General features: G+C 59.9%; 20 protein-coding genes. 10 read left to right on the top strand and 10 right to left on the bottom strand.

The features are described 5' to 3' along the window. The first annotated feature begins 55 nt into the window (after positions 1 to 55). Positions 56 to 1,123, top strand: coding sequence for an AI-2E family transporter (locus tag BFQ04_RS20270; protein ID WP_065884058.1), 1,068 nt, complete (start codon positions 56 to 58; stop codon positions 1,121 to 1,123). Here BFQ04_RS20270 and BFQ04_RS20265 read toward each other — a convergent pair. From BFQ04_RS20265 to BFQ04_RS20255, 3 genes are all read right to left on the bottom strand, one after another. After that, positions 1,120 to 1,302: a hypothetical protein gene (locus BFQ04_RS20265; protein ID WP_065952283.1), complete on the bottom strand. Its 183-nt coding sequence runs from the start codon at positions 1,300 to 1,302 to the stop codon at positions 1,120 to 1,122. The genes BFQ04_RS20270 and BFQ04_RS20265 overlap by 4 nt on opposite strands. 91 nt (positions 1,303 to 1,393) lie before the next feature. After that, a complete protein-coding gene (locus BFQ04_RS20260) occupies positions 1,394 to 1,588 on the bottom strand; it encodes a hypothetical protein (protein ID WP_057726255.1) in 195 nt (64 codons plus the stop codon). Positions 1,589 to 1,821: 233 nt separating this feature from the next. Then, positions 1,822 to 2,175 (bottom strand): hypothetical protein, encoded by a 354-nt coding sequence (locus BFQ04_RS20255; protein ID WP_065952329.1) that lies wholly within the window; start codon positions 2,173 to 2,175, stop codon positions 1,822 to 1,824. Between the two features lie 165 nt (positions 2,176 to 2,340). Between BFQ04_RS20255 and BFQ04_RS20250 the strand changes: the two genes are divergently transcribed. Continuing rightward, complete coding sequence (locus tag BFQ04_RS20250; protein WP_065952282.1) at positions 2,341 to 3,159, top strand: shikimate 5-dehydrogenase; 819 nt, start codon at positions 2,341 to 2,343, stop codon at positions 3,157 to 3,159. 155 nt (positions 3,160 to 3,314) lie between these two features. Here the strand turns inward: BFQ04_RS20250 and BFQ04_RS20245 are convergent, their stop codons facing one another. Beyond that, positions 3,315 to 3,965 (bottom strand): YceH family protein, encoded by a 651-nt coding sequence (locus BFQ04_RS20245; protein WP_065952281.1) that lies wholly within the window; start codon positions 3,963 to 3,965, stop codon positions 3,315 to 3,317. Positions 3,966 to 4,080: 115 nt separating this feature from the next. Between BFQ04_RS20245 and BFQ04_RS20240 the strand changes: the two genes are divergently transcribed. After that, complete coding sequence (locus BFQ04_RS20240) at positions 4,081 to 4,590, top strand: DUF1993 domain-containing protein (protein WP_057726249.1); 510 nt, start codon at positions 4,081 to 4,083, stop codon at positions 4,588 to 4,590. Positions 4,591 to 4,655: 65 nt separating this feature from the next. On the opposite strand, the gene sstT is transcribed toward BFQ04_RS20240, so the two are convergent. Together sstT and nhaR are read right to left on the bottom strand one after the other, a co-directional pair. Then, a complete protein-coding gene (gene sstT, locus BFQ04_RS20235) occupies positions 4,656 to 5,876 on the bottom strand; it encodes a serine/threonine transporter SstT (protein ID WP_065952280.1) in 1,221 nt (406 codons plus the stop codon). 159 nt (positions 5,877 to 6,035) lie between these two features. Further along, complete coding sequence (gene nhaR, locus BFQ04_RS20230; protein WP_065952279.1) at positions 6,036 to 6,938, bottom strand: transcriptional activator NhaR; 903 nt, start codon at positions 6,936 to 6,938, stop codon at positions 6,036 to 6,038. Positions 6,939 to 7,072: 134 nt separating this feature from the next. Here nhaR and BFQ04_RS20225 point away from each other — a divergent pair, with 134 nt between their 5' ends. The 4 genes from BFQ04_RS20225 to mnmH all read left to right on the top strand — a co-directional run bounded on the left by BFQ04_RS20225 (position 7,073) and on the right by mnmH (position 10,333). Then, positions 7,073 to 7,324, top strand: a complete 252-nt coding sequence (locus BFQ04_RS20225) for a hypothetical protein (protein WP_065952278.1) — start codon at positions 7,073 to 7,075, stop codon at positions 7,322 to 7,324. Between the two features lie 28 nt (positions 7,325 to 7,352). After that, the gene (locus BFQ04_RS20220; RefSeq protein WP_065952277.1) at positions 7,353 to 8,102 is read left to right on the top strand and encodes a TerC family protein; all 750 of its coding nucleotides are present in this window, start codon (positions 7,353 to 7,355) and stop codon (positions 8,100 to 8,102) included. Positions 8,103 to 8,195: 93 nt separating this feature from the next. Further along, positions 8,196 to 9,230 (top strand): selenide, water dikinase SelD, encoded by a 1,035-nt coding sequence (gene selD / locus BFQ04_RS20215; protein WP_065952276.1) that lies wholly within the window; start codon positions 8,196 to 8,198, stop codon positions 9,228 to 9,230. Then, positions 9,230 to 10,333 carry a tRNA 2-selenouridine(34) synthase MnmH gene (gene mnmH, locus BFQ04_RS20210; RefSeq protein ID WP_065952275.1) on the top strand — a complete coding sequence of 368 codons (1,104 nt, stop codon included), beginning with the start codon at positions 9,230 to 9,232 and terminating at the stop codon, positions 10,331 to 10,333. The genes selD and mnmH overlap by 1 nt, the downstream gene beginning before the upstream one ends. Positions 10,334 to 10,396: 63 nt before the next feature. On the opposite strand, the gene BFQ04_RS20205 is transcribed toward mnmH, so the two are convergent. Beyond that, positions 10,397 to 11,452, bottom strand: a complete 1,056-nt coding sequence (locus tag BFQ04_RS20205) for a permease (RefSeq protein WP_065952274.1) — start codon at positions 11,450 to 11,452, stop codon at positions 10,397 to 10,399. A 58-nt stretch (positions 11,453 to 11,510) separates the two neighbouring features. Next, a complete protein-coding gene (locus BFQ04_RS20200; protein WP_065952273.1) occupies positions 11,511 to 12,212 on the bottom strand; it encodes a histidine phosphatase family protein in 702 nt (233 codons plus the stop codon). Positions 12,213 to 12,462: 250 nt separating this feature from the next. Here BFQ04_RS20200 and BFQ04_RS20195 point away from each other — a divergent pair, with 250 nt between their 5' ends. The 3 genes from BFQ04_RS20195 (at position 12,463) to hemB (ending at position 15,086) form a co-directional block, all read left to right on the top strand. After that, positions 12,463 to 13,161: a glutathione S-transferase N-terminal domain-containing protein gene (locus tag BFQ04_RS20195; RefSeq protein ID WP_065952272.1), complete on the top strand. Its 699-nt coding sequence runs from the start codon at positions 12,463 to 12,465 to the stop codon at positions 13,159 to 13,161. A 2-nt stretch (positions 13,162 to 13,163) separates the two neighbouring features. Next, positions 13,164 to 13,994 carry a PhzF family phenazine biosynthesis protein gene (locus tag BFQ04_RS20190; protein WP_065952271.1) on the top strand — a complete coding sequence of 277 codons (831 nt, stop codon included), beginning with the start codon at positions 13,164 to 13,166 and terminating at the stop codon, positions 13,992 to 13,994. 117 nt (positions 13,995 to 14,111) lie between these two features. Further along, positions 14,112 to 15,086, top strand: a complete 975-nt coding sequence (gene hemB / locus BFQ04_RS20185; RefSeq protein ID WP_016977356.1) for a porphobilinogen synthase — start codon at positions 14,112 to 14,114, stop codon at positions 15,084 to 15,086. Positions 15,087 to 15,171: 85 nt separating this feature from the next. Here hemB and BFQ04_RS20180 read toward each other — a convergent pair whose 3' ends face one another. Together BFQ04_RS20180 and BFQ04_RS30095 are read right to left on the bottom strand one after the other, a co-directional pair. Continuing rightward, a complete protein-coding gene (locus BFQ04_RS20180; protein WP_065884080.1) occupies positions 15,172 to 15,501 on the bottom strand; it encodes a hypothetical protein in 330 nt (109 codons plus the stop codon). Next, the coding region (locus BFQ04_RS30095) for an RHS repeat domain-containing protein (RefSeq protein WP_256544598.1) at positions 15,498 to 16,864 on the bottom strand (1,367 nt) is incomplete at its 5' end. The genes BFQ04_RS20180 and BFQ04_RS30095, both read right to left, overlap by 4 nt.

Raw genomic sequence — 16,864 nt, 5'->3', positions numbered from 1 at the left:
CGGACTAAGCAACAGGGCCGACACCGGCCCCGTGCTTTTTTGACATGGATCGGACATGAATCAAACCAATCTGCAATTCAAGACCTTGCTGTTACTCCTGGCCCTGGTCACTGTCGCCTTTATCTGGATATTGCTGCCGTTCTACGGCGCGGTGTTCTGGGCGGTAATCCTCGGCATCATCTTCGCGCCCATGCAGCGCCGCCTGCAACAGCGCTTTGGCTGGAACCGCAACCTGACCTCCCTGACCACCTTGTTGGTGTGCCTGGTGATCGCGATTTTGCCGGTGATCATTACCAGCGCCTTGCTGGTGCAAGAGGGCGCCACGCTCTATAAGAACGTCGAAAGCGGCAAGTTGGATGTGGCCGGTTATATCGAGCAGTTCAAGCATTTCCTGCCGCCGTATTTCCAGCACCTGCTGGACCGTTTTGGCATGGGCAACCTGGAAGGCCTGCGCGAGAAGGTGGTCAAGGGCGCGATGCAGGGCAGCCAGTTCTTCGCTTCCCAGGCGTTCAGCTTCGGCCAGGGCACGTTCGATTTCCTGGTGAGCTTCTTCATCATGCTGTACCTGCTGTTTTTCCTGCTGCGCGACGGCCCGGAGCTGGTCCGCAAGGTGCGCACGGCGGTGCCGTTGGCCGAGCCGCAAAAGCGTCGCCTGCAACTCAAGTTCAACCGGGTGGTGCGGGCCACGGTCAAGGGCAACGTGCTGGTAGCCGTGACCCAAGGTGCGCTGGGGGGCTTGATCTTCTGGTTCCTGGATATTCCCAGCGCGTTGCTCTGGGCGGTATTGATGGCGTTTCTGTCGCTGCTGCCTGCGGTGGGCGCCGGGATTGTCTGGGGGCCGGTGGCCGCTTACTTCCTGTTGAGCGGTTCGATCTGGCAGGGCGTTGTGCTGGCATTGTTCGGCGTGTTCGTGATCGGCCTGGTGGACAACGTACTGCGCCCGATTCTGGTGGGCAAGGACACCAAGATGCCGGATTACCTGATCCTGATCTCGACCCTGGGCGGGCTGTCGGTGTTTGGCCTGAATGGTTTCGTGATCGGGCCGCTGGTCGCGGCGCTGTTCATGTCCTGCTGGGCGTTGTTTGTCGAAACCAAGCCGCGCGTCAAGCTGCCGCTGCCCTAGGCTTCAAGCCTGTAGCCGGCTGCCAGCTGGCGTTGCATCTGGGCATCGGATAACGAGGTGAGCGGGCCGCTGATGGGCTCGCCATCGCTGACCACGTACCAGCAGGCGAGCAGGCCCAGCTTGCGAAGAGGGGCGGGAACGGCGCTGCCGATGACGGACATGATCTGAACAGTGGGCATAAGTACCTCCAAACGTTATGGAGGTCACCTTACGGTGCGCCGGCGCCGAGGAAAAATCACCTGGCTCGATAGTCGACATCAATGCCAGACGTCAATCCACCACCTGATCGAGCATGTGCACCACTTCCTGTTCGCTGAGCAAGCCTTTGCGCACCAGGCTTTCAGCCAGCAATGCCAGGAACTTTGCGCTGCGGTGGCCTTCCAGGTGCTTGAGTTCTGTCAGGGCGCTGTAGACCTTGCTGGACGTACAGAGGCCAGCGGTGCGGTGCGGATTTTGCGTGGGCATGGTCAATCGTCCTTAATTGTTATTGAGTGGACAGAATCGATACTGAAACGGCTTGGTGACACAAACATGACAGCGTTCGTAGGGGGCGATCAAGAGGCGATCCCAACCTGATGATGTGGGATCGGCGCTCAAGCATTGTCCTCACAACGACCTTGGCAGGATAAATACAGACTTTGCGGCAAAAAAAGGCCCCGCGTGTGGGCGAGGCCTGTTGCATGTGCACCGATGGACGGTTACCAGCCGTGGCGATAGTAGCCGTGGGGCGGGCCATAGTAGCCATAGCCCCGTGGCGGGCCGTAATAGACGGGTGCCGGACGGTAATAAACCTGTTGCTGCACATACACTGGCGGCGGCGGTGCGTAGTAGACCGGCGGCGGAGCGGCATACACCGGCTGCGGCTGCACGTACACCGGTTGTTGCTGTACGTAGACCTCACGAGGCTGGCTGGCAACCACGGAGCCGACGACGGCTGCACCGACAAGCGCACCCAACACGGCCGGGCCGCCCCACCCACCACCGTGAGCGGAAGCTTGGCCTGCCATAGCGAGTGCGCCAATAAGCAAAGCAATCCTGGGGACTTTACGCATCATGATCTTTCCTCGGTTAGCCCCTGCGCTTGTGGTCTGCAATCAATAGACTCAAGGATTGTCGCGGGGATACTTTTAAGACAACGTATTTCTGAAAAACAGCACAGCCAATAGGTAAAGGTTGTGTAAGGTCTGTACCGATTTGCTTACTTCAAGGAGCTACCCATGCAGATGCACCCCAATAAGGACACCCGGCTGTGCATGTCACTATCGGCGCGTCCTGGAAATTTCGGCCTGCGTTTCCACAACCATCTGTATGAGCAGTTGGGCCTGAATTTCTACTATAAGGCCTTCAGCAGCCAGGACTTGCCTGGCGCGATCGGCGGCATACGAGCGCTGGGTATTCGCGGCTGTGGCGTGTCCATGCCGTTCAAGGAAGCTGCCATCGCTTTAGTGGACGAACTAGACGATTCGGTTCAAGCCATCGATTCGCTGAACACCATCGTCAACACCGACGGCCGTCTCAAGGCCTACAACACCGATTACATCGCCGTTGAGCAACTGCTGAAAAAGCATCAGGTACCCCAAGGTTCGAGCTTCGCCCTGCGTGGCAGTGGCGGCATGGCCAAGGCCGTGGCCAGTGCCTTGCGTGATGGCGGTTACGCCAATGGTGTGATCGTGGCGCGCAACGAAGCGGCGGGCAGGGCTCTGGCGCAGAACCTGGGGTATGCATGGCAGGCTGAACTGGGCGAGTTACGTCCGCAGATGCTGGTTAATGTGACGCCGATTGGCATGACCGGCGGGGCGGAAGCGAATCAGCTGGCATTTGCGGCCGATGCGGTGGATAACGCCGAGACGGTGTTCGATGTCGTCGCGATCCCCGCTGAAACGCCCTTGATCGTGCGTGCGCGTGCCAAGAACAAGCGGGTGATTACCGGGCTTGAAGTGATTGCGATCCAGGCGCTGGAGCAGTTTGTGCTGTATACCGGCGTGCGTCCTACGCAGGAGCAGTTCGAGGCGGCGGTGGCCTTCGCCCGGAGCTGACGCCCTGTAGGAGCGAGCTTGCTCGCGAAAAACTCACTGGCACCGCGTTCATTCAGAAAACACGCGTTATCGTTGACGTTTTTCGCGAGCAAGCTCGCTCCTACAGACGGTGGTGTACGCTTAATTGACTGGCATTCGCGCAGGGTTGAATCTCGTCAGGCCTGTTCCAACTGTGTCAGGCGTTCTTCCAGCGCCGCAATCCGCGCTTCCAGCTCTTCAATGCGCTCCAAGGAGACCGCCCCGCCGCCACGCTCCACCGGATTTGCGCGCGCCGCAATAATCGCTTCGATATCCGCCGGGTCGCCCAGCGCATGGGTATACCGATCCTCGCGCTGCCCCGCCTGGCGTGGCACCAACACCGCCAAACCGCGGCCAATCAGACGTTCCAGTTGATGCACCACTTGCTCGGCGTCTTCAAAGTCATGCATGCGCCCGCTGCGCGTCAGCAACTCGTTGACCGTCTGCGGCCCGCGCAGGAACAGCAGCCCGATCAGGATCACCTGCGCCGGTACCAGTTCAAGCGCTTTGTCGACGCGGTGTTCCCAGCGGTCGGCGCGGCTGCCCATGACCAGCCGGGTAAAACCCTGGCCTTCGAGCACGCGCAAGCTTTGGCCAACCTGGCCCTGGCTGAGGTTGGTCACCGGTTCGCGGCTGGTCTTCTGGTTACAGGCCAGCACCAGGGCGTTAAGGGTCAGGGGGTAGGTCTCCGGGTTGGTTGCCTGTTTCTCGATCAGGCAGCCCAGGACGCGGATTTCCGTGCTGTTCAGGCGCGGCTCAGGGGTGTCGGTGTCGTGCTCGGCGGTCATCGCGCGTTCCCTATGCAGTGAATCCCCTAGCCTAAGCCGGAAAAAATAAAAGACAAGCGGCAGGCATGGCTATAATCGCCGCTGGTTCCAACCCTGCCATTACCGTGAGACTGACATGACTATTTCCCTGTATGCCGCTTCCATCCCAGTCTTCAAGCAAATGCTCAACGCCCTGAGCGATGTGCTGAACAAAGCCGAAGCCCACGCCAGCGCCAAAAACATCGAGCCGAACGCCTTGCTGCAGGCGCGTCTGTTCCCGGACATGTTCCAACTGGTGCGTCAGGTACAGATCGCCGTGGACTTCGCCAAAGGTGTCAGCGCACGCCTGGCCGAGATTGAAGTGCCCAAGTACGAAGACAGCGAAGTCACCTTCGCCGACCTGCAAGCGTTGATCGCCAAAGTGCTGGCCTTCGTCGACACCATCAAGCCTGAGCAAATCGACGGCAAGGAAGGCATCGAGATCGTCACTCGCCCGGGCACCCCGAAAGAGAAGCGCTTCAGCGGCCAGTCCTATCTGCTGACCTACGGCCTGCCGCAGTTCTTCTTCCACGTCACCACCGCTTACGCGTTGTTGCGTCACAACGGCGTCGAAGTGGGCAAGCGTGATTACATGGGCGCTTTCTAAGCACCCACAAAAAAGCCCGGGAGCGTTCTTCAACGAACGGTCCCGGGCTTTTTTATTGCCGGTGTCTAAGCCGGCTGTGCATCCTTGTCCAAACACGCCGCTGCGGTGAACAACACATCGGTGGACGAGTTGAGCGCGGTTTCCGCCGAGTCCTGCAACACGCCGATGATGAAGCCGACAGCCACCACCTGCATGGCAATTTCACTCGGAATGCCGAACAGGCTGCACGCCAGCGGAATCAGCAGCAGCGAGCCGCCGGCCACCCCCGATGCTCCACAGGCACAGATGGCCGCGACCACACTGAGCAGCACGGCGGTGGGCAGGTCTACGGCGATGCCCAGGGTATGCACGGCCGCCAGGGTCAGTACAGTGATCGTGATTGCCGCACCGGCCATGTTGATCGTGGCGCCGAGTGGGATCGACACCGAATACGTGTCTTCATGCAGGCCCAGGCGTTTGCTCAACGCCAGGTTCACCGGAATATTGGCCGCCGAGCTGCGAGTGAAGAACGCGGTGATACCGCTTTCGCGCAGGCACAGCAACACCAGCGGGTAAGGGTTACGGCGCAGTTTCCAGAAAACGATGGCCGGGTTGATCACCAGCGCCACGAACAGCATGCAGCCGATCAGTACCACCAGCAGATGGGCATAGCCGAGCAGGGCGCCGAAGCCGGAGGTGGCCAGGGTCGAGGCGACCAGGCCGAAGATCCCCAGCGGGGCGAAGCGGATCACTACGCGTACGATCAGCGTTACGCCGTTGGACAGGTCGTCGAGCACCGTGCGGGTGGTGTCGCCTGCATGGCGAATGGCAATGCCCATGCCAATGGCCCAGGCCAGGATGCCAATGAAGTTGGCATTCATCAGTGCGCTGACCGGGTTATCCACCACGCTGAGCAGCAGGCTTTGCAGCACCTCGCCGATACCGCCGGGGGCGCTTACGGTGGCGTCATGGGTAGCCAGGACCAGGGAAGATGGGAACATCATGCTGGCAACCACTGCGACCACGGCAGCGGCAAAGGTACCCAGTAAATACAGGAACAGGATCGGTCGGATATGGGTTTCCTGACCGTGTTTATGATTGGCAATAGACGCCATCACCAGTACGAACACTAGTATCGGCGCGACGGCCTTCAGGGCCGTGACGAATACTTTACCGATAAAGCCGGTGGCCTTGGCGGCCTCTGGCAGCAACAGGGCCAGCACAATGCCAGCGATCAGGCCGATGATGATTTGGGTGACCAGGCTGACGCGCATTAAACGTTGCAGCAGGGAAGGGGCAGCAGTCATAAACGATTGTCTCTAGTTTTTTTAGTGGGCACAGCATTGCAGGGAGAAAGTACTGTAGGAAGCAGGCGCGAAGTCTAGCATGCTGTAGGACGAGTCCCGTTTGCTGCGTCATTCCGTCACCGGCACCGTCAGATTTGCCAACTCGCTCCCACCGTGTGTTCAGGGCAGGGCGGTAAACAGTTCGCGTCGGGCGCCTTCGGTAATCGCCACGATGCCGGGGTGCTTGACCTTGCGCTCCACCGAGATGGCGTAGAAGGATTCGGTCACCGCGTCGGTCTGGCCGATCAGTGCCACGCCGTACTGGCGCACCACTTCATCGGCGATCACGCTGGGGGCGATAAAGATGCCGCTGCCGGACTGGCCGAATGCCTGCATCAAGGCGCTGTCGTCGAACTCGCCGATGATCCTGGGTTGGATCTGCTGATCGGCAAACCAGCGCTGCAAGCGGCTGCGCACCACTGTCTCCGCGCCGGGGATCAACAACGGTGCGCCGTGCAAACATTCAGGGAACGCGCCGCCATGGCGCTCGGCCAACGCATGGGTGGCAAAAAAACTGATGCCACATTCCCCCAGCTTCTGGCTGTAGCCCTTGATGTCCAGGTGAGTAGGCATCGGGCTGTCGGAAATCACCAGGTCCAGGCGCTGGATCGCCAGGTCGGCCAATAACCGTTCGAGTTTGTCTTCACGGCACGTGATGCGCAGCGGTTCGCTCAGCTCCATGGTGGGAGCGATCAGGCGGTACACGATGGACTTGGGCACCACATCCGCCACCCCGACGCGAAACACAATCTGCTGCTCATTGGGTTGCGCGCGCAGCATCGCCTCCAACTCATTCCCGGTCTGGAACATCTGCTCGGCGTAGGGCAGGGCCTGGCGCCCGGCTTCGGTCAGCTCCAACTGGCGCCCCACCCGCTGAAACAGGTCGATGCCAAAGGTCTGTTCCAACAGGCTGATCTGCCCGCTGATGGTTTGGGGCGTGAGGTTCAGTTGTTCGCAGGCGCGCACGATGCTGCCCGTCTTCGCCACCACCCAGAAATAATGTAACTGTCGATAATTGAGCATCGCCGTCTACACTTCGTAAAAAACGAAGTATACGTTAGAAAAATACGAATTTTCCTGAACTGTTCACCTGCATAGAATGCCTCGCTATCGCGGGGCCACTATTTGGCCCCAAGGGTTCTAACGAGGAATACATCATGAAACTCAATTCCCTGGGCGCGGCGTCGCTGCTTGCGCTTTCATTGGTGGTGATCAGCGGTTGTGATCAGGTCGAGAAAAGCGCGCAGCAGGTGTTGGGCAAGGCCACCGAATCGGCCAAGCAAGCCATCGATGACACCCAGAAGGCCGCCGAACAGGCATTGAGTGAAGCGACCCAAGGCCTGATCAGTCCGCAGAAAAAGGATGATCAGGCAGAAAAAGACGCTGAATCGAACACCCAAGAAACCTAATTTCCCAGCACAACGTCAGGACTGACCTATGGATTATCTTTTACAACTGGCCGCCAGCCCCACCGCGTGGATCGCGCTGGCCACCTTGATCGTCATGGAAATCGTGCTGGGCATCGATAACCTGATCTTCATCTCGATCCTCACCAACAAACTGCCTGAGCAGCATCGGGCCAAGGCGCGGCGCATTGGCATCAGCATGGCGCTGATATTGCGCCTGGGCCTGCTGAGCACCATCGCCTTTATCGTGCAACTGACGGCGCCGGTGTTCGAAGTGTTCGGCCAGGCCTTTTCGTGGAAGGACATGATCCTGATCGCCGGTGGTCTGTTCCTGGTGTGGAAGGCAACCACCGAGATCCACCACAGCATGGACCCGGCGCCCGAAGAGAAAACCAGCGTTGGCAATACGGTTGCCATAGGCTTTGCTGCCGCCATCGGGCAGATCCTGCTGCTCGACCTGGTGTTCTCCATCGACAGCATCATCACGGCAGTGGGCATGACCGAACACTTGCCGATCATGATCATTGCCGTGGTGACCTCGGTGATCGTGATGCTGGTGGCGGCCGAACCCTTGGCCAAGTTCATCAACGACAACCCGACCGTGGTGATGCTGGCCCTGGGTTTCCTGATCATGATCGGCATGACGCTGATCGCCGAAGGCTTCGGCGCCCATGTGCCAAAAGGCTACGTGTATGCAGCGATGGCGTTCTCGGCGGCGATCGAATGCCTGAACATTGCCCGACGTAACCGGCACGCGCGTTTGCTCGCTGCCCGGCAGTAACGCTTGATCTGAAAAGCCGGCCGTGTTCATTGGAGCGCGGTTGGCTTTTGGCTATCTGGTAGAATTCTCCCACACGATAGTCAGAGGTTTTCCATGAGCGAGCAGATTCGACTTACGCAGTACAGCCATGGTGCAGGTTGCGGTTGCAAGATCTCGCCTCAGGTGCTGGAGGTGATTCTGGCCGGCAGTGGCGCACAAAACCTCGATCCCAACCTCTGGGTGGGCAACGCTTCACGCGATGATGCGGCGGTGTACGCCATCGACGACGAACGCGGCGTGGTATCCACCACGGACTTTTTCATGCCGATTGTCGACGATCCCTTCGACTTCGGCCGCATCGCTGCCACCAACGCCATCAGCGACATCTACGCCATGGGCGGCGACCCGTTGATGGCCATCGCCATTCTTGGCTGGCCGGTGAACGTGCTGGCTCCGGAAGTTGCCCGCGAAGTCATTCGTGGCGGTCGCGCGGTATGCGATGCCGCCGGCATCCCCCTGGCGGGTGGGCACTCCATCGACGCGCCGGAACCGATCTTCGGCCTGGCCGTGACCGGCATCGTGCAAAAGCGCCATATGAAACGCAACGACACCGCCACCGCAGGGTGCAAGCTGTACCTGACCAAACCCTTGGGCATCGGCATCCTCACTACCGCCGAAAAGAAGGGCAAGTTGCGCGAGGCCGACATCGGCCTGGCCCGCGACTGGATGTGTACCCTCAACAAACCCGGTAGCCGCTTCGGCAAGCTGGCCGGGGTGACTGCCATGACCGATGTCACCGGTTTCGGCTTGCTCGGACATCTGGTGGAAATGGCCGACGGCAGCGGCCTCACCGCCCGCATCGAATATGCAAAAGTCCCACGCCTGCCAGGCGTCGAGTACTACCTGGACCAGGGCTGCGTACCCGGTGGCACCTTGCGCAACTTCGACAGCTACGCCAGCAAGGTCGGGCGTGTGCAGGAATTGCACAAGCGCGTGCTGTGCGATCCGCAAACCAGCGGTGGCTTGCTGATCGCCGTCACGCCCGAAGGCGACGCCGAGTTCCACGCGGTGGCCGCTGAACTGGGCCTGGCCCTCGAGTCCATTGGCGAACTGCTTGAGCGACAGACACACGCGGTAGAGGTGATTTGATGGCAACGGATATCACCGATTACCGCGACATCTTCCTCAACGACCGGCCGATGATGGATACCCGCGCGCCGGTCGAGTTCACCAAGGGCGCGTTCCCCGGCGTGGTCAACCTGCCGTTGATGACCGACGAAGAGCGCCAGCGGGTCGGCACCTGCTACAAGCAGCAAGGCCAGCACGCCGCAATTATTCTGGGCCATGAGCTGGTGTCGGGGACGGTCAAGGCCGAGCGTATCGAGCAATGGGCACAGTTCGCCCAGGCCAATCCACAGGGCTACCTGTACTGCTTTCGCGGCGGGTTGCGCTCGCAGATTGTGCAGCAATGGCTGAAGACCGAAGCGGGTATCGAGTACCCGCGTGTCGGTGGTGGCTACAAGGCCATGCGTACTTTCCTACTGGATACGCTGGACCAGGCGACTGCCCAATGTGATTTTGTTCTGCTCGGCGGCATGACCGGCACCGGCAAGACCGAAGTGCTCGGTCAGTTACGCAACGCCCTGGACCTGGAAGGCCATGCCAACCATCGCGGCTCCAGCTTCGGCAAGCGCGCCACGGCGCAGCCTTCCAATATCGACTTCGAAAACCGCCTCGCGGTGGACGTGCTCAAAAAACGCGCGGCGGGCATCGAACAGTTCGTGGTCGAGGACGAGAGCCGCATGATCGGCAGCTGCGCGCTGCCGCTGCCGTTACACAAAGGTATGCAGACGTTCCCGATGGTGTGGCTTGAAGACAGCGTTGAAGGTCGCGTCGAGCGCATCCTGCGCGATTATGTGGTCGACCTGTGCGCCGAGTTCATTGAGGTATTGGGTGAAAATGGCCAGGCATTGTTTGCCGAACGTCTGACTCAAAGCCTTGCCAATATCCATAAGCGCCTGGGCGGCGAACGCTTTCAGCGGCTGCAGGCGATTTTGCAGGACGCCCTGGCGGAACAGGTACGCAGCGGGGCAGTGGACCTGCACCGCGTGTGGATCGAAGGCTTGTTGCGCGAGTATTACGACCCGATGTATGCGTTTCAGCGCGAGAACAAAGGGGCGCGGATCGAGTTTGCCGGGGAGCAGGGTGCGGTGGTGGAATACTTGCGTGAGCGTGGTGCTCGGCGCGGTTGATTGGCAGATTCGAAGGCCCCTTCGCGGGCAAGCCCGCGAAAGGGTCATCAGCCCACTCAACGTCTAAAGAATCACCGCCCCGATCAACCCGCACACCACTCCCATCAACATGGTCAGCCCGGCCACCGTCACCAGCACCCGCGCATCGAAATCCTTGCGCAGCATCAGCAGCGACGGCAGGCTTACGCTCGGCAGGGTCATCAGCAAGGCGACGGCCGGGCCGGTGCCCATGCCCAGGGTCATCATGGTTTGTACGATGGGAATCTCGGCCGCCGTAGGAATCACGAATAACGTGCCGACTATCGCCAGCGGAACCAGCCACACAAGGCTGTCGGCCATCGCCCCGTCCACATGGGGGAACAGCCAGACCCGTGCCGCGCCGAGGATCAGCACCGCGAGGATATACACCGGGATGGTGCTCCAGAACAGCTGCCACAACGTCCGTAACCAGCGCGTCAGGAAGGGTTCGGACTCAGCAGTGCTGACCTCGGCCACGGCCTCCAGCGCTGCTTCCGGCACCTGGTCCGGGCGTGCAATACGTTGCGCTATCAATGACACACCCACCACCAGCACAATCCCCGCCACCAGGCGCAACGCGGTAAAGCCCCAACCCAGCACAAAGCCCATGAACACCAGCGTGGCCGGGTTCAGCACCGGGTTGGCAATCCAGAACGCCAGGGCCGCGCCCACCGACACCTGCTGACGGCGCATGCCTGCCGCCACTGGCGCCGCGCAGCAACTGCACATCATCCCCGGCAAGGCGAACAGCCCGCCGCGCAGGGTCGATCCCAGGCCGGCGCGGCCGAACAGGCGCAGCAGCCAGTCGCGCGGGATCAGCACTTGCAGCAGGGAACCCAGGATGACCGCCAGCACGGCGGCTTTCCAGATCGCCAGAAAATACACCTGGGCATAGGCCAGCGCCGCCGCGAGGGGCGAGCTTTGCTGGTCATTGAGAATCGAGGCGCCGATGCTGTGGTTGTCAGCCGCGACAAAGGCCTTGAGGTAGTAGGGTGACCATTTCACGTAGTAGAGGCCGATGCAGGCCACCAGGAGAAACAGCGCAGGTTTGCACCAGAACGACCAGCCCCGGTTGGGCTGGGCAGAAGAGAGGTTGGACATGGAGATGTTCCGCCGATGAGTCAATAGCGCAGCATCATACGCGTCTGACGCTCAACCTTCAGGTATCTGCGCTGACCTGGGTCGGGTTGGGGCAGGTTTGCTCACCATTATCGAGCCCCTGCTTGTAGTTGCGACTGAGCAGCGAGGCCTTGCCGTTGTGCCAGGTGAGGGTCAGCACGTACAGCGAGTCATAGTCGCTGCCGGACCAGTCGTCGGTGATGGTGTGCTTTTCGCCAGCCGCTTCACTGGCGACTTTGTTGATCAACTCCGGCAGGTAACCGTGGGACCAGGCGGTGTAGATCGTGGCGTTGTGGTACTTGTCTTCGACCAGTTCGTCGGCCAGGGCACTGGTGTCGTTTGCCGAGAACTTGATGTTGACCGGCAGGCCCAGCTTGATTGCGCTGGGGCTGATGGTCATCAGCGGGCGAATGTAGCTGTAGGAGTTGTCCAGCTCACCTTCCTCGACATTGCGCGTCGGGTTGGCGGCAAACACGAAATCGGCCTTGCCGAATTTTTCCGGCAATACACTGGCCAGGTTCATCGCACGGTTCAGGCCCTGACAATTGAGTTGGCCCAGGCCTCCGGCAGGTTTTTCGCCGTGGCGCAGAAATACCAGGGTTTGCACGCCGTCCACCGGTTGCGCGCGGCTTTCACGGGCATCCAGTGCCGTGACAATACCGGCGGTGACCAGCAGCAGCGGTAACATGATGTATGAATAACGTTTGATGTGTTGCACAAGGCGCAGAGGCTTGATCTTCATTTAGGTTCGAGTCTTCTTGCGTCGGTTTAAGGCTGACAGGCCCGGCCCATTGGCGCGGTGCGCGTCTGAGGTTGTTCCATGTCGGTATAGCCAGGTGCCTCCATTCACCGGATAAGCGCAGTTAAGAGTGCATTCGGGCATTTTGGTTCGCCCACGGGGATTTTAGCCAGGCAATATTGCTCGATGATGACGCATGCACGACGCCGAGCAGATGACTATCATGGGGGTTTTCCGCTCAGGAATTTCCTCGATGAACGCACTCGCCGCTTTCCCGATCAACAGCAAATGGCCCGCGCAGCACCCGGAGCGCCTGCAGCTGTATTCGTTGCCTACGCCCAATGGCGTCAAGGTCTCGATCATGCTCGAAGAGCTCGGGCTGCCTTATGAGGCGCACAAGGTCAGCTTTGATACCCAGGACCAGTTGTCCGCCGAGTTCATGTCGCTCAATCCCAATAACAAGATCCCCGCAATCATTGACCCCAATGGCCCCAGCGGGCAGCCGCTGGCGTTGTTCGAGTCCGGCGCGATCCTGATTTACCTGGCGGAGAAGAGCAGCCAGCTGCTCGCTGAAGATCCGGCCACCCGCTACGAAACCCTTCAGTGGCTGATGTTCCAGATGGGCGGGATCGGCCCGATGTTCGGCCAGTTGGGGTTCTTCAACAAGTTCGCCGGCAAGGCCTATGAAGACAAGCGCCCGCGCGACCGTTATGCCGCCGAATCGCGGCGCTTGCTCCACGTGCTGGAAAAACGCCTGTTGGGCCGCACCTGGATCATGGGTGACGATTACAGCATCGCTGACATCGCCACCTTCCCCTGGATTCGCAACCTGATCGGCTTCTACGAATCCGGCGACCTGGTGGGCATTGCCGATTTTCCTAACGTACTGCGCGCGTTGGACGGCTTTGTCGCACGCCCAGCGGTGATCCGTGGCCTGAATATTCCGAGCTGAGCATGCCGACTTTCGATTTCAAACAACTGGATGTCTTCAGCCGTGTGCCGCTCAAAGGCAACCCACTTGCCGTGGTGCTCGGGGCCGACAGCCTGACGGACCAACAGATGGCCGACTTCGCCAAGTGGACGAACCTCAGCGAAACCACGTTTTTGCTGACGCCCCGTGACCCGCGAGCCGATTACCGGGTAAGAATTTTCACAACTATGCAGGAACTGCCGTTTGCCGGGCATCCGACCTTGGGCAGTTGCCACGCGTGGTTGCAGGCAGGCGGTATTGCGCGTGGGCAAGAGATCATTCAGGAGTGCGAAATCGGTTTGGTGCGCATTCGACGCGAAGGCGACGAACTGGCGTTCATCGCGCCACCGCTGTTGCGTTCTGGCGTTGTCGAGGCGCCGCTGCTGGAGCGTGTGCGTGTTGGGCTGGGCCTGGCGCCCGGCGCTATTGTGCGCAGCCAGTGGGTGGATAACGGCGCGGGTTGGCTGGCGGTGATGCTGGCTGATCGCCAGGCTGTACTGGCGCTGCAGCCTGACTACTCGCAGTTGCTCGGCTTGGCGGTCGGCGTCATCGCGCCCGGCACTGGGGAAGACGCACAGTTTGAGGTGCGCGCCTTCATCGCCGGCGACGGTGCTCAGGAAGACCCGGCCACCGGCAGCTTGAACGCCGGGCTTGCCCAATGGTTGCTCAGCGAGGGCCTGGCGCCGGAGCGCTACGTGGTCAGCCAGGGCACCGCCATCGGACGAGCGGGGCGCATTCGCATCGAGCGCCAGGGCAGTGAAATCTGGGTTGGCGGCGCCGTAGCCGTCTGCATCGAAGGGCATTTACAGCTCTAGATCAATGCAATTGTTACGCGGCGCGCAATACACTGTTGGCCCCTCGGCATTTGTGCCGCCGGGGCTTGGGGCATAAGCTTTGGCCCCAAAGATTTCAGCCACTTTTTCAGGAAAGCCATGACCAGCCAGTTCCCCCAAGCCCGCCCCCGTCGCCTGCGCCGCTCTCCGGAGCTGCGTGGCCTGTTCCAGGAAAGCGAATTCACGCTCAACGACCTGGTGCTGCCGATTTTCGTCGAAGAAGAAATCGACGACTTCGTGCCGATCACCAGCATGCCGGGCGTGTTGCGCATCCCTGAGAAAAAGCTGGCCGGCGAGATCGAGCGCTATGCCCGTGCCGGCATCAAGTCGGTGATGACCTTTGGCGTTTCCCATCATCTGGACGCCAGCGGCAGCGACACCTGGAAAGAGCGCGGCCTGGTCTCGCGCATGTCATCGATCATCAAGGACGCCGTGCCGGAAATGATTGTGATGTCCGACACCTGCTTCTGCGAGTACACCGATCACGGCCATTGCGGCGTGATGCATGGCGCCCACGTCGACAATGACGCGACCCTGGTCAACCTCGGCAAACAAGCCGTGGCCGCCGCCCGCGCCGGTGCGGACGTCATCGCGCCTTCGGCGGCAATGGATGGCCAGGTCCAGGCCATCCGCCGCGCCCTGGACGATGCCGGTTTCACCCACATCCCGATCATGGCCTACTCCACCAAATTCGCCTCGGCCCTCTACGGCCCGTTCCGCGAAGCCGGCGGCAGCGCCCTCAAGGGCGACCGCAAAAGCTACCAGATGAACCCGATGAACCGCCGCGAGGCCGTACGCGAATCGCTGCTCGACGAGCAGGAAGGCGCCGATGCGCTGATGGTCAAACCGGCCGGCGCCTACCTCGACATTATCCGCGACATCCGCGAGGCATCGCGCCTGCCGGTGGCGGCGTATCAAGTGAGCGGCGAGTACGCGATGATCAAGTTTGGCGCACAGGCCGGAGCGATTGACGAGGATCGCGTAGTGCGCGAGACCCTGGGCTCGATCAAGCGGGCGGGGGCGGATTTGATATTTACGTATTTTGCGATGGATTTGGCGTTGGCGGGGATTTAAGGGCGCTGAATTAATCTGCCTGTGGCGAGCGAGCGTTCTCGTCACAGGTAGAGGCGTGCAGAAAGGCAATCAATTGAATGTGTTATCAGGCGATCAATGAAGTGGCTTCTTTTTGACGTCCTGTATTAATCGAACCTTGTGCGAGAACCAGTACTTCTTTTAGTGCGTCAATTGATTGCGCAGTCAGTGTTAACGCTGGCAGGTCCCACTCGTAGTCCCTGACAACCCTGATTTGAAAGTGGCCATTTGCGTCGAACGAAGGATACCAACCCACATCTATGAGGAAACCGTCTGGATATTCCACCTGCAGCATGTCCTCTTTCAGATGGTGAGCTTGATGCTCAATCGCGCAATCCTGCAACATAGATAGCTCATCGTAAGTGATTTTGCCTTTTAGGAAGTCTAACGAGATCATTTGGTTAGTCTCCGAAATTCTTGCTCTGAGATAGGATGGCCATGGATTGTTCCTGCACTCAATTCAATGCGTATCCAACGACTGGGTACGCCATCGCTGGCGCCGATGCTTTCAGGGTACTCCATCACTTTCCACGGTTTGCCATTGGTGGTCGTTCTGCCATTTTTATAGGCTTCTCGTTCTAAGTTTTCAATGTCTATGCCCGGCTTGTACTTGGCCGGCCCGGATTTTGTGGTTGCCAAAATGTCTTTCCAAGGCATTTTCTTTGAAGGGCTGTGCTTATAACCATGGGCTGTCCATTCGACATCTTTAAGTGAGGGCAGCGTTGGTTGGTTTTCTTCGGCTTTCGCATTGAGTACCGGATCTTCGACACCTTTAACGGGCACGCATTCACCAGGACACTTACTAAGCCCCAGCGGATCAACCCACCCTGTAGGATTCGGTGCGTACTGGTATGCATTGGCTCCACCCGCCAGCTTTACCGGGTCCGGCGTCAGGTAACGACCGATATTCGGGTGGTAGTAGCGATGCCGGTTGTAGTGCAGGCCACTTTCCTGGTCGTAGTACTGGCCTTGGAAACGTAGCGGGTTGTCGATTTTGCCGACATCGAGGCGGCTGATTTCGCCGTAGGCGCGGTGGTGCGCGGACCAGACGATTTCACCGTCGGGCGTGGTGAGTTCCTGCGGTGTGCCGAGGTGGTCGAGTTGGTAGTAGTAGGGGTTGGTTTCTTCTGGCCCGAAGCCTTCCAACAGTGCCAGTGGGCGGAAGCTGTCCGGTTCGTAGAGGTAGCTGCGATGGTGATCGGCGTGGTGTTCGGCGATCAGCTTGTCGCCTTGCCAGAAGAACTCTGTGGTTTTCTCTTCGAGGGTTTTGCTGATGCGGCGACCAAACGGGTCATAGCGATAGCTGGCGGTCTGGCCGTTGGGTTGGGTTACTTCGATCAGCCGGTGCTGGCAGTCATAGCGGTACTCGGTGACGAGTGAATGGCCCTTGCCTCGTCGCTCACGGATCAGGTTGCCGAAGGCGTCGTAGTCGTAATGGTGATCGCCTTGAATCACCAGCCGATTACCCGCCACGATGTCCGGGCCCGGCCTGTCTTGCATAAGCAAGTTACCGGCGGGGTTGTGGGCGAAACGCTCCTGCACATCCTGCGAGTGATCGGCGCGGGTCAGGCGCTGGAGCGGATCGTAGCGGTAACGGTGTTCGCCTTTGCGGGTGTCGAGCAGGCGGGTGAGGTTGCCGGCTTTGTCGTAGTCGTATTGGCGTTGGTAGAGGTGGTTTTGCTGTTGGGTGACGGCGTGGGCGTGCAGGCGGTTTTGGTCGTCGTAGTGGTAGTGGCTGAGCAGTTGGCCTTGTTGGCGTT

Source organism: Pseudomonas sp. 37 R 15 (assembly GCF_900004865.1).
GTDB classification, from domain to species: Bacteria; Pseudomonadota; Gammaproteobacteria; order Pseudomonadales; family Pseudomonadaceae; genus Aquipseudomonas; species Aquipseudomonas fluorescens_AM.
This window is presented reverse-complemented; position numbering and strand designations above follow the sequence as displayed.

What these genes read in the sequence shown, in the direction of transcription:
- BFQ04_RS20220 (WP_065952277.1), top strand. Translation starts at nt 7,353, where the DNA reads ATGGATTATCTTTTACAACTGGCCGCCAGCCCCACCGCGTGGATCGCG.
- BFQ04_RS20205 (WP_065952274.1), bottom strand. Translation starts at nt 11,452, where the DNA reads ATGTCCAACCTCTCTTCTGCCCAGCCCAACCGGGGCTGGTCGTTCTGG.
- BFQ04_RS20190 (WP_065952271.1), top strand. Translation starts at nt 13,164, where the DNA reads ATGCCGACTTTCGATTTCAAACAACTGGATGTCTTCAGCCGTGTGCCG.
- hemB (WP_016977356.1), top strand. Translation starts at nt 14,112, where the DNA reads ATGACCAGCCAGTTCCCCCAAGCCCGCCCCCGTCGCCTGCGCCGCTCT.
- BFQ04_RS20180 (WP_065884080.1), bottom strand. Translation starts at nt 15,501, where the DNA reads ATGATCTCGTTAGACTTCCTAAAAGGCAAAATCACTTACGATGAGCTA.
- BFQ04_RS20255 (WP_065952329.1), bottom strand. Translation starts at nt 2,175, where the DNA reads ATGCGTAAAGTCCCCAGGATTGCTTTGCTTATTGGCGCACTCGCTATG.
- BFQ04_RS20200 (WP_065952273.1), bottom strand. Translation starts at nt 12,212, where the DNA reads ATGAAGATCAAGCCTCTGCGCCTTGTGCAACACATCAAACGTTATTCA.
- BFQ04_RS20265 (WP_065952283.1), bottom strand. Translation starts at nt 1,302, where the DNA reads ATGCCCACTGTTCAGATCATGTCCGTCATCGGCAGCGCCGTTCCCGCC.
- BFQ04_RS20195 (WP_065952272.1), top strand. Translation starts at nt 12,463, where the DNA reads ATGAACGCACTCGCCGCTTTCCCGATCAACAGCAAATGGCCCGCGCAG.
- BFQ04_RS20225 (WP_065952278.1), top strand. Translation starts at nt 7,073, where the DNA reads ATGAAACTCAATTCCCTGGGCGCGGCGTCGCTGCTTGCGCTTTCATTG.
- selD (WP_065952276.1), top strand. Translation starts at nt 8,196, where the DNA reads ATGAGCGAGCAGATTCGACTTACGCAGTACAGCCATGGTGCAGGTTGC.
- BFQ04_RS20270 (WP_065884058.1), top strand. Translation starts at nt 56, where the DNA reads ATGAATCAAACCAATCTGCAATTCAAGACCTTGCTGTTACTCCTGGCC.
- BFQ04_RS20240 (WP_057726249.1), top strand. Translation starts at nt 4,081, where the DNA reads ATGACTATTTCCCTGTATGCCGCTTCCATCCCAGTCTTCAAGCAAATG.
- BFQ04_RS20245 (WP_065952281.1), bottom strand. Translation starts at nt 3,965, where the DNA reads ATGACCGCCGAGCACGACACCGACACCCCTGAGCCGCGCCTGAACAGC.
- mnmH (WP_065952275.1), top strand. Translation starts at nt 9,230, where the DNA reads ATGGCAACGGATATCACCGATTACCGCGACATCTTCCTCAACGACCGG.
- nhaR (WP_065952279.1), bottom strand. Translation starts at nt 6,938, where the DNA reads ATGCTCAATTATCGACAGTTACATTATTTCTGGGTGGTGGCGAAGACG.
- BFQ04_RS20250 (WP_065952282.1), top strand. Translation starts at nt 2,341, where the DNA reads ATGCAGATGCACCCCAATAAGGACACCCGGCTGTGCATGTCACTATCG.
- BFQ04_RS20260 (WP_057726255.1), bottom strand. Translation starts at nt 1,588, where the DNA reads ATGCCCACGCAAAATCCGCACCGCACCGCTGGCCTCTGTACGTCCAGC.
- sstT (WP_065952280.1), bottom strand. Translation starts at nt 5,876, where the DNA reads ATGACTGCTGCCCCTTCCCTGCTGCAACGTTTAATGCGCGTCAGCCTG.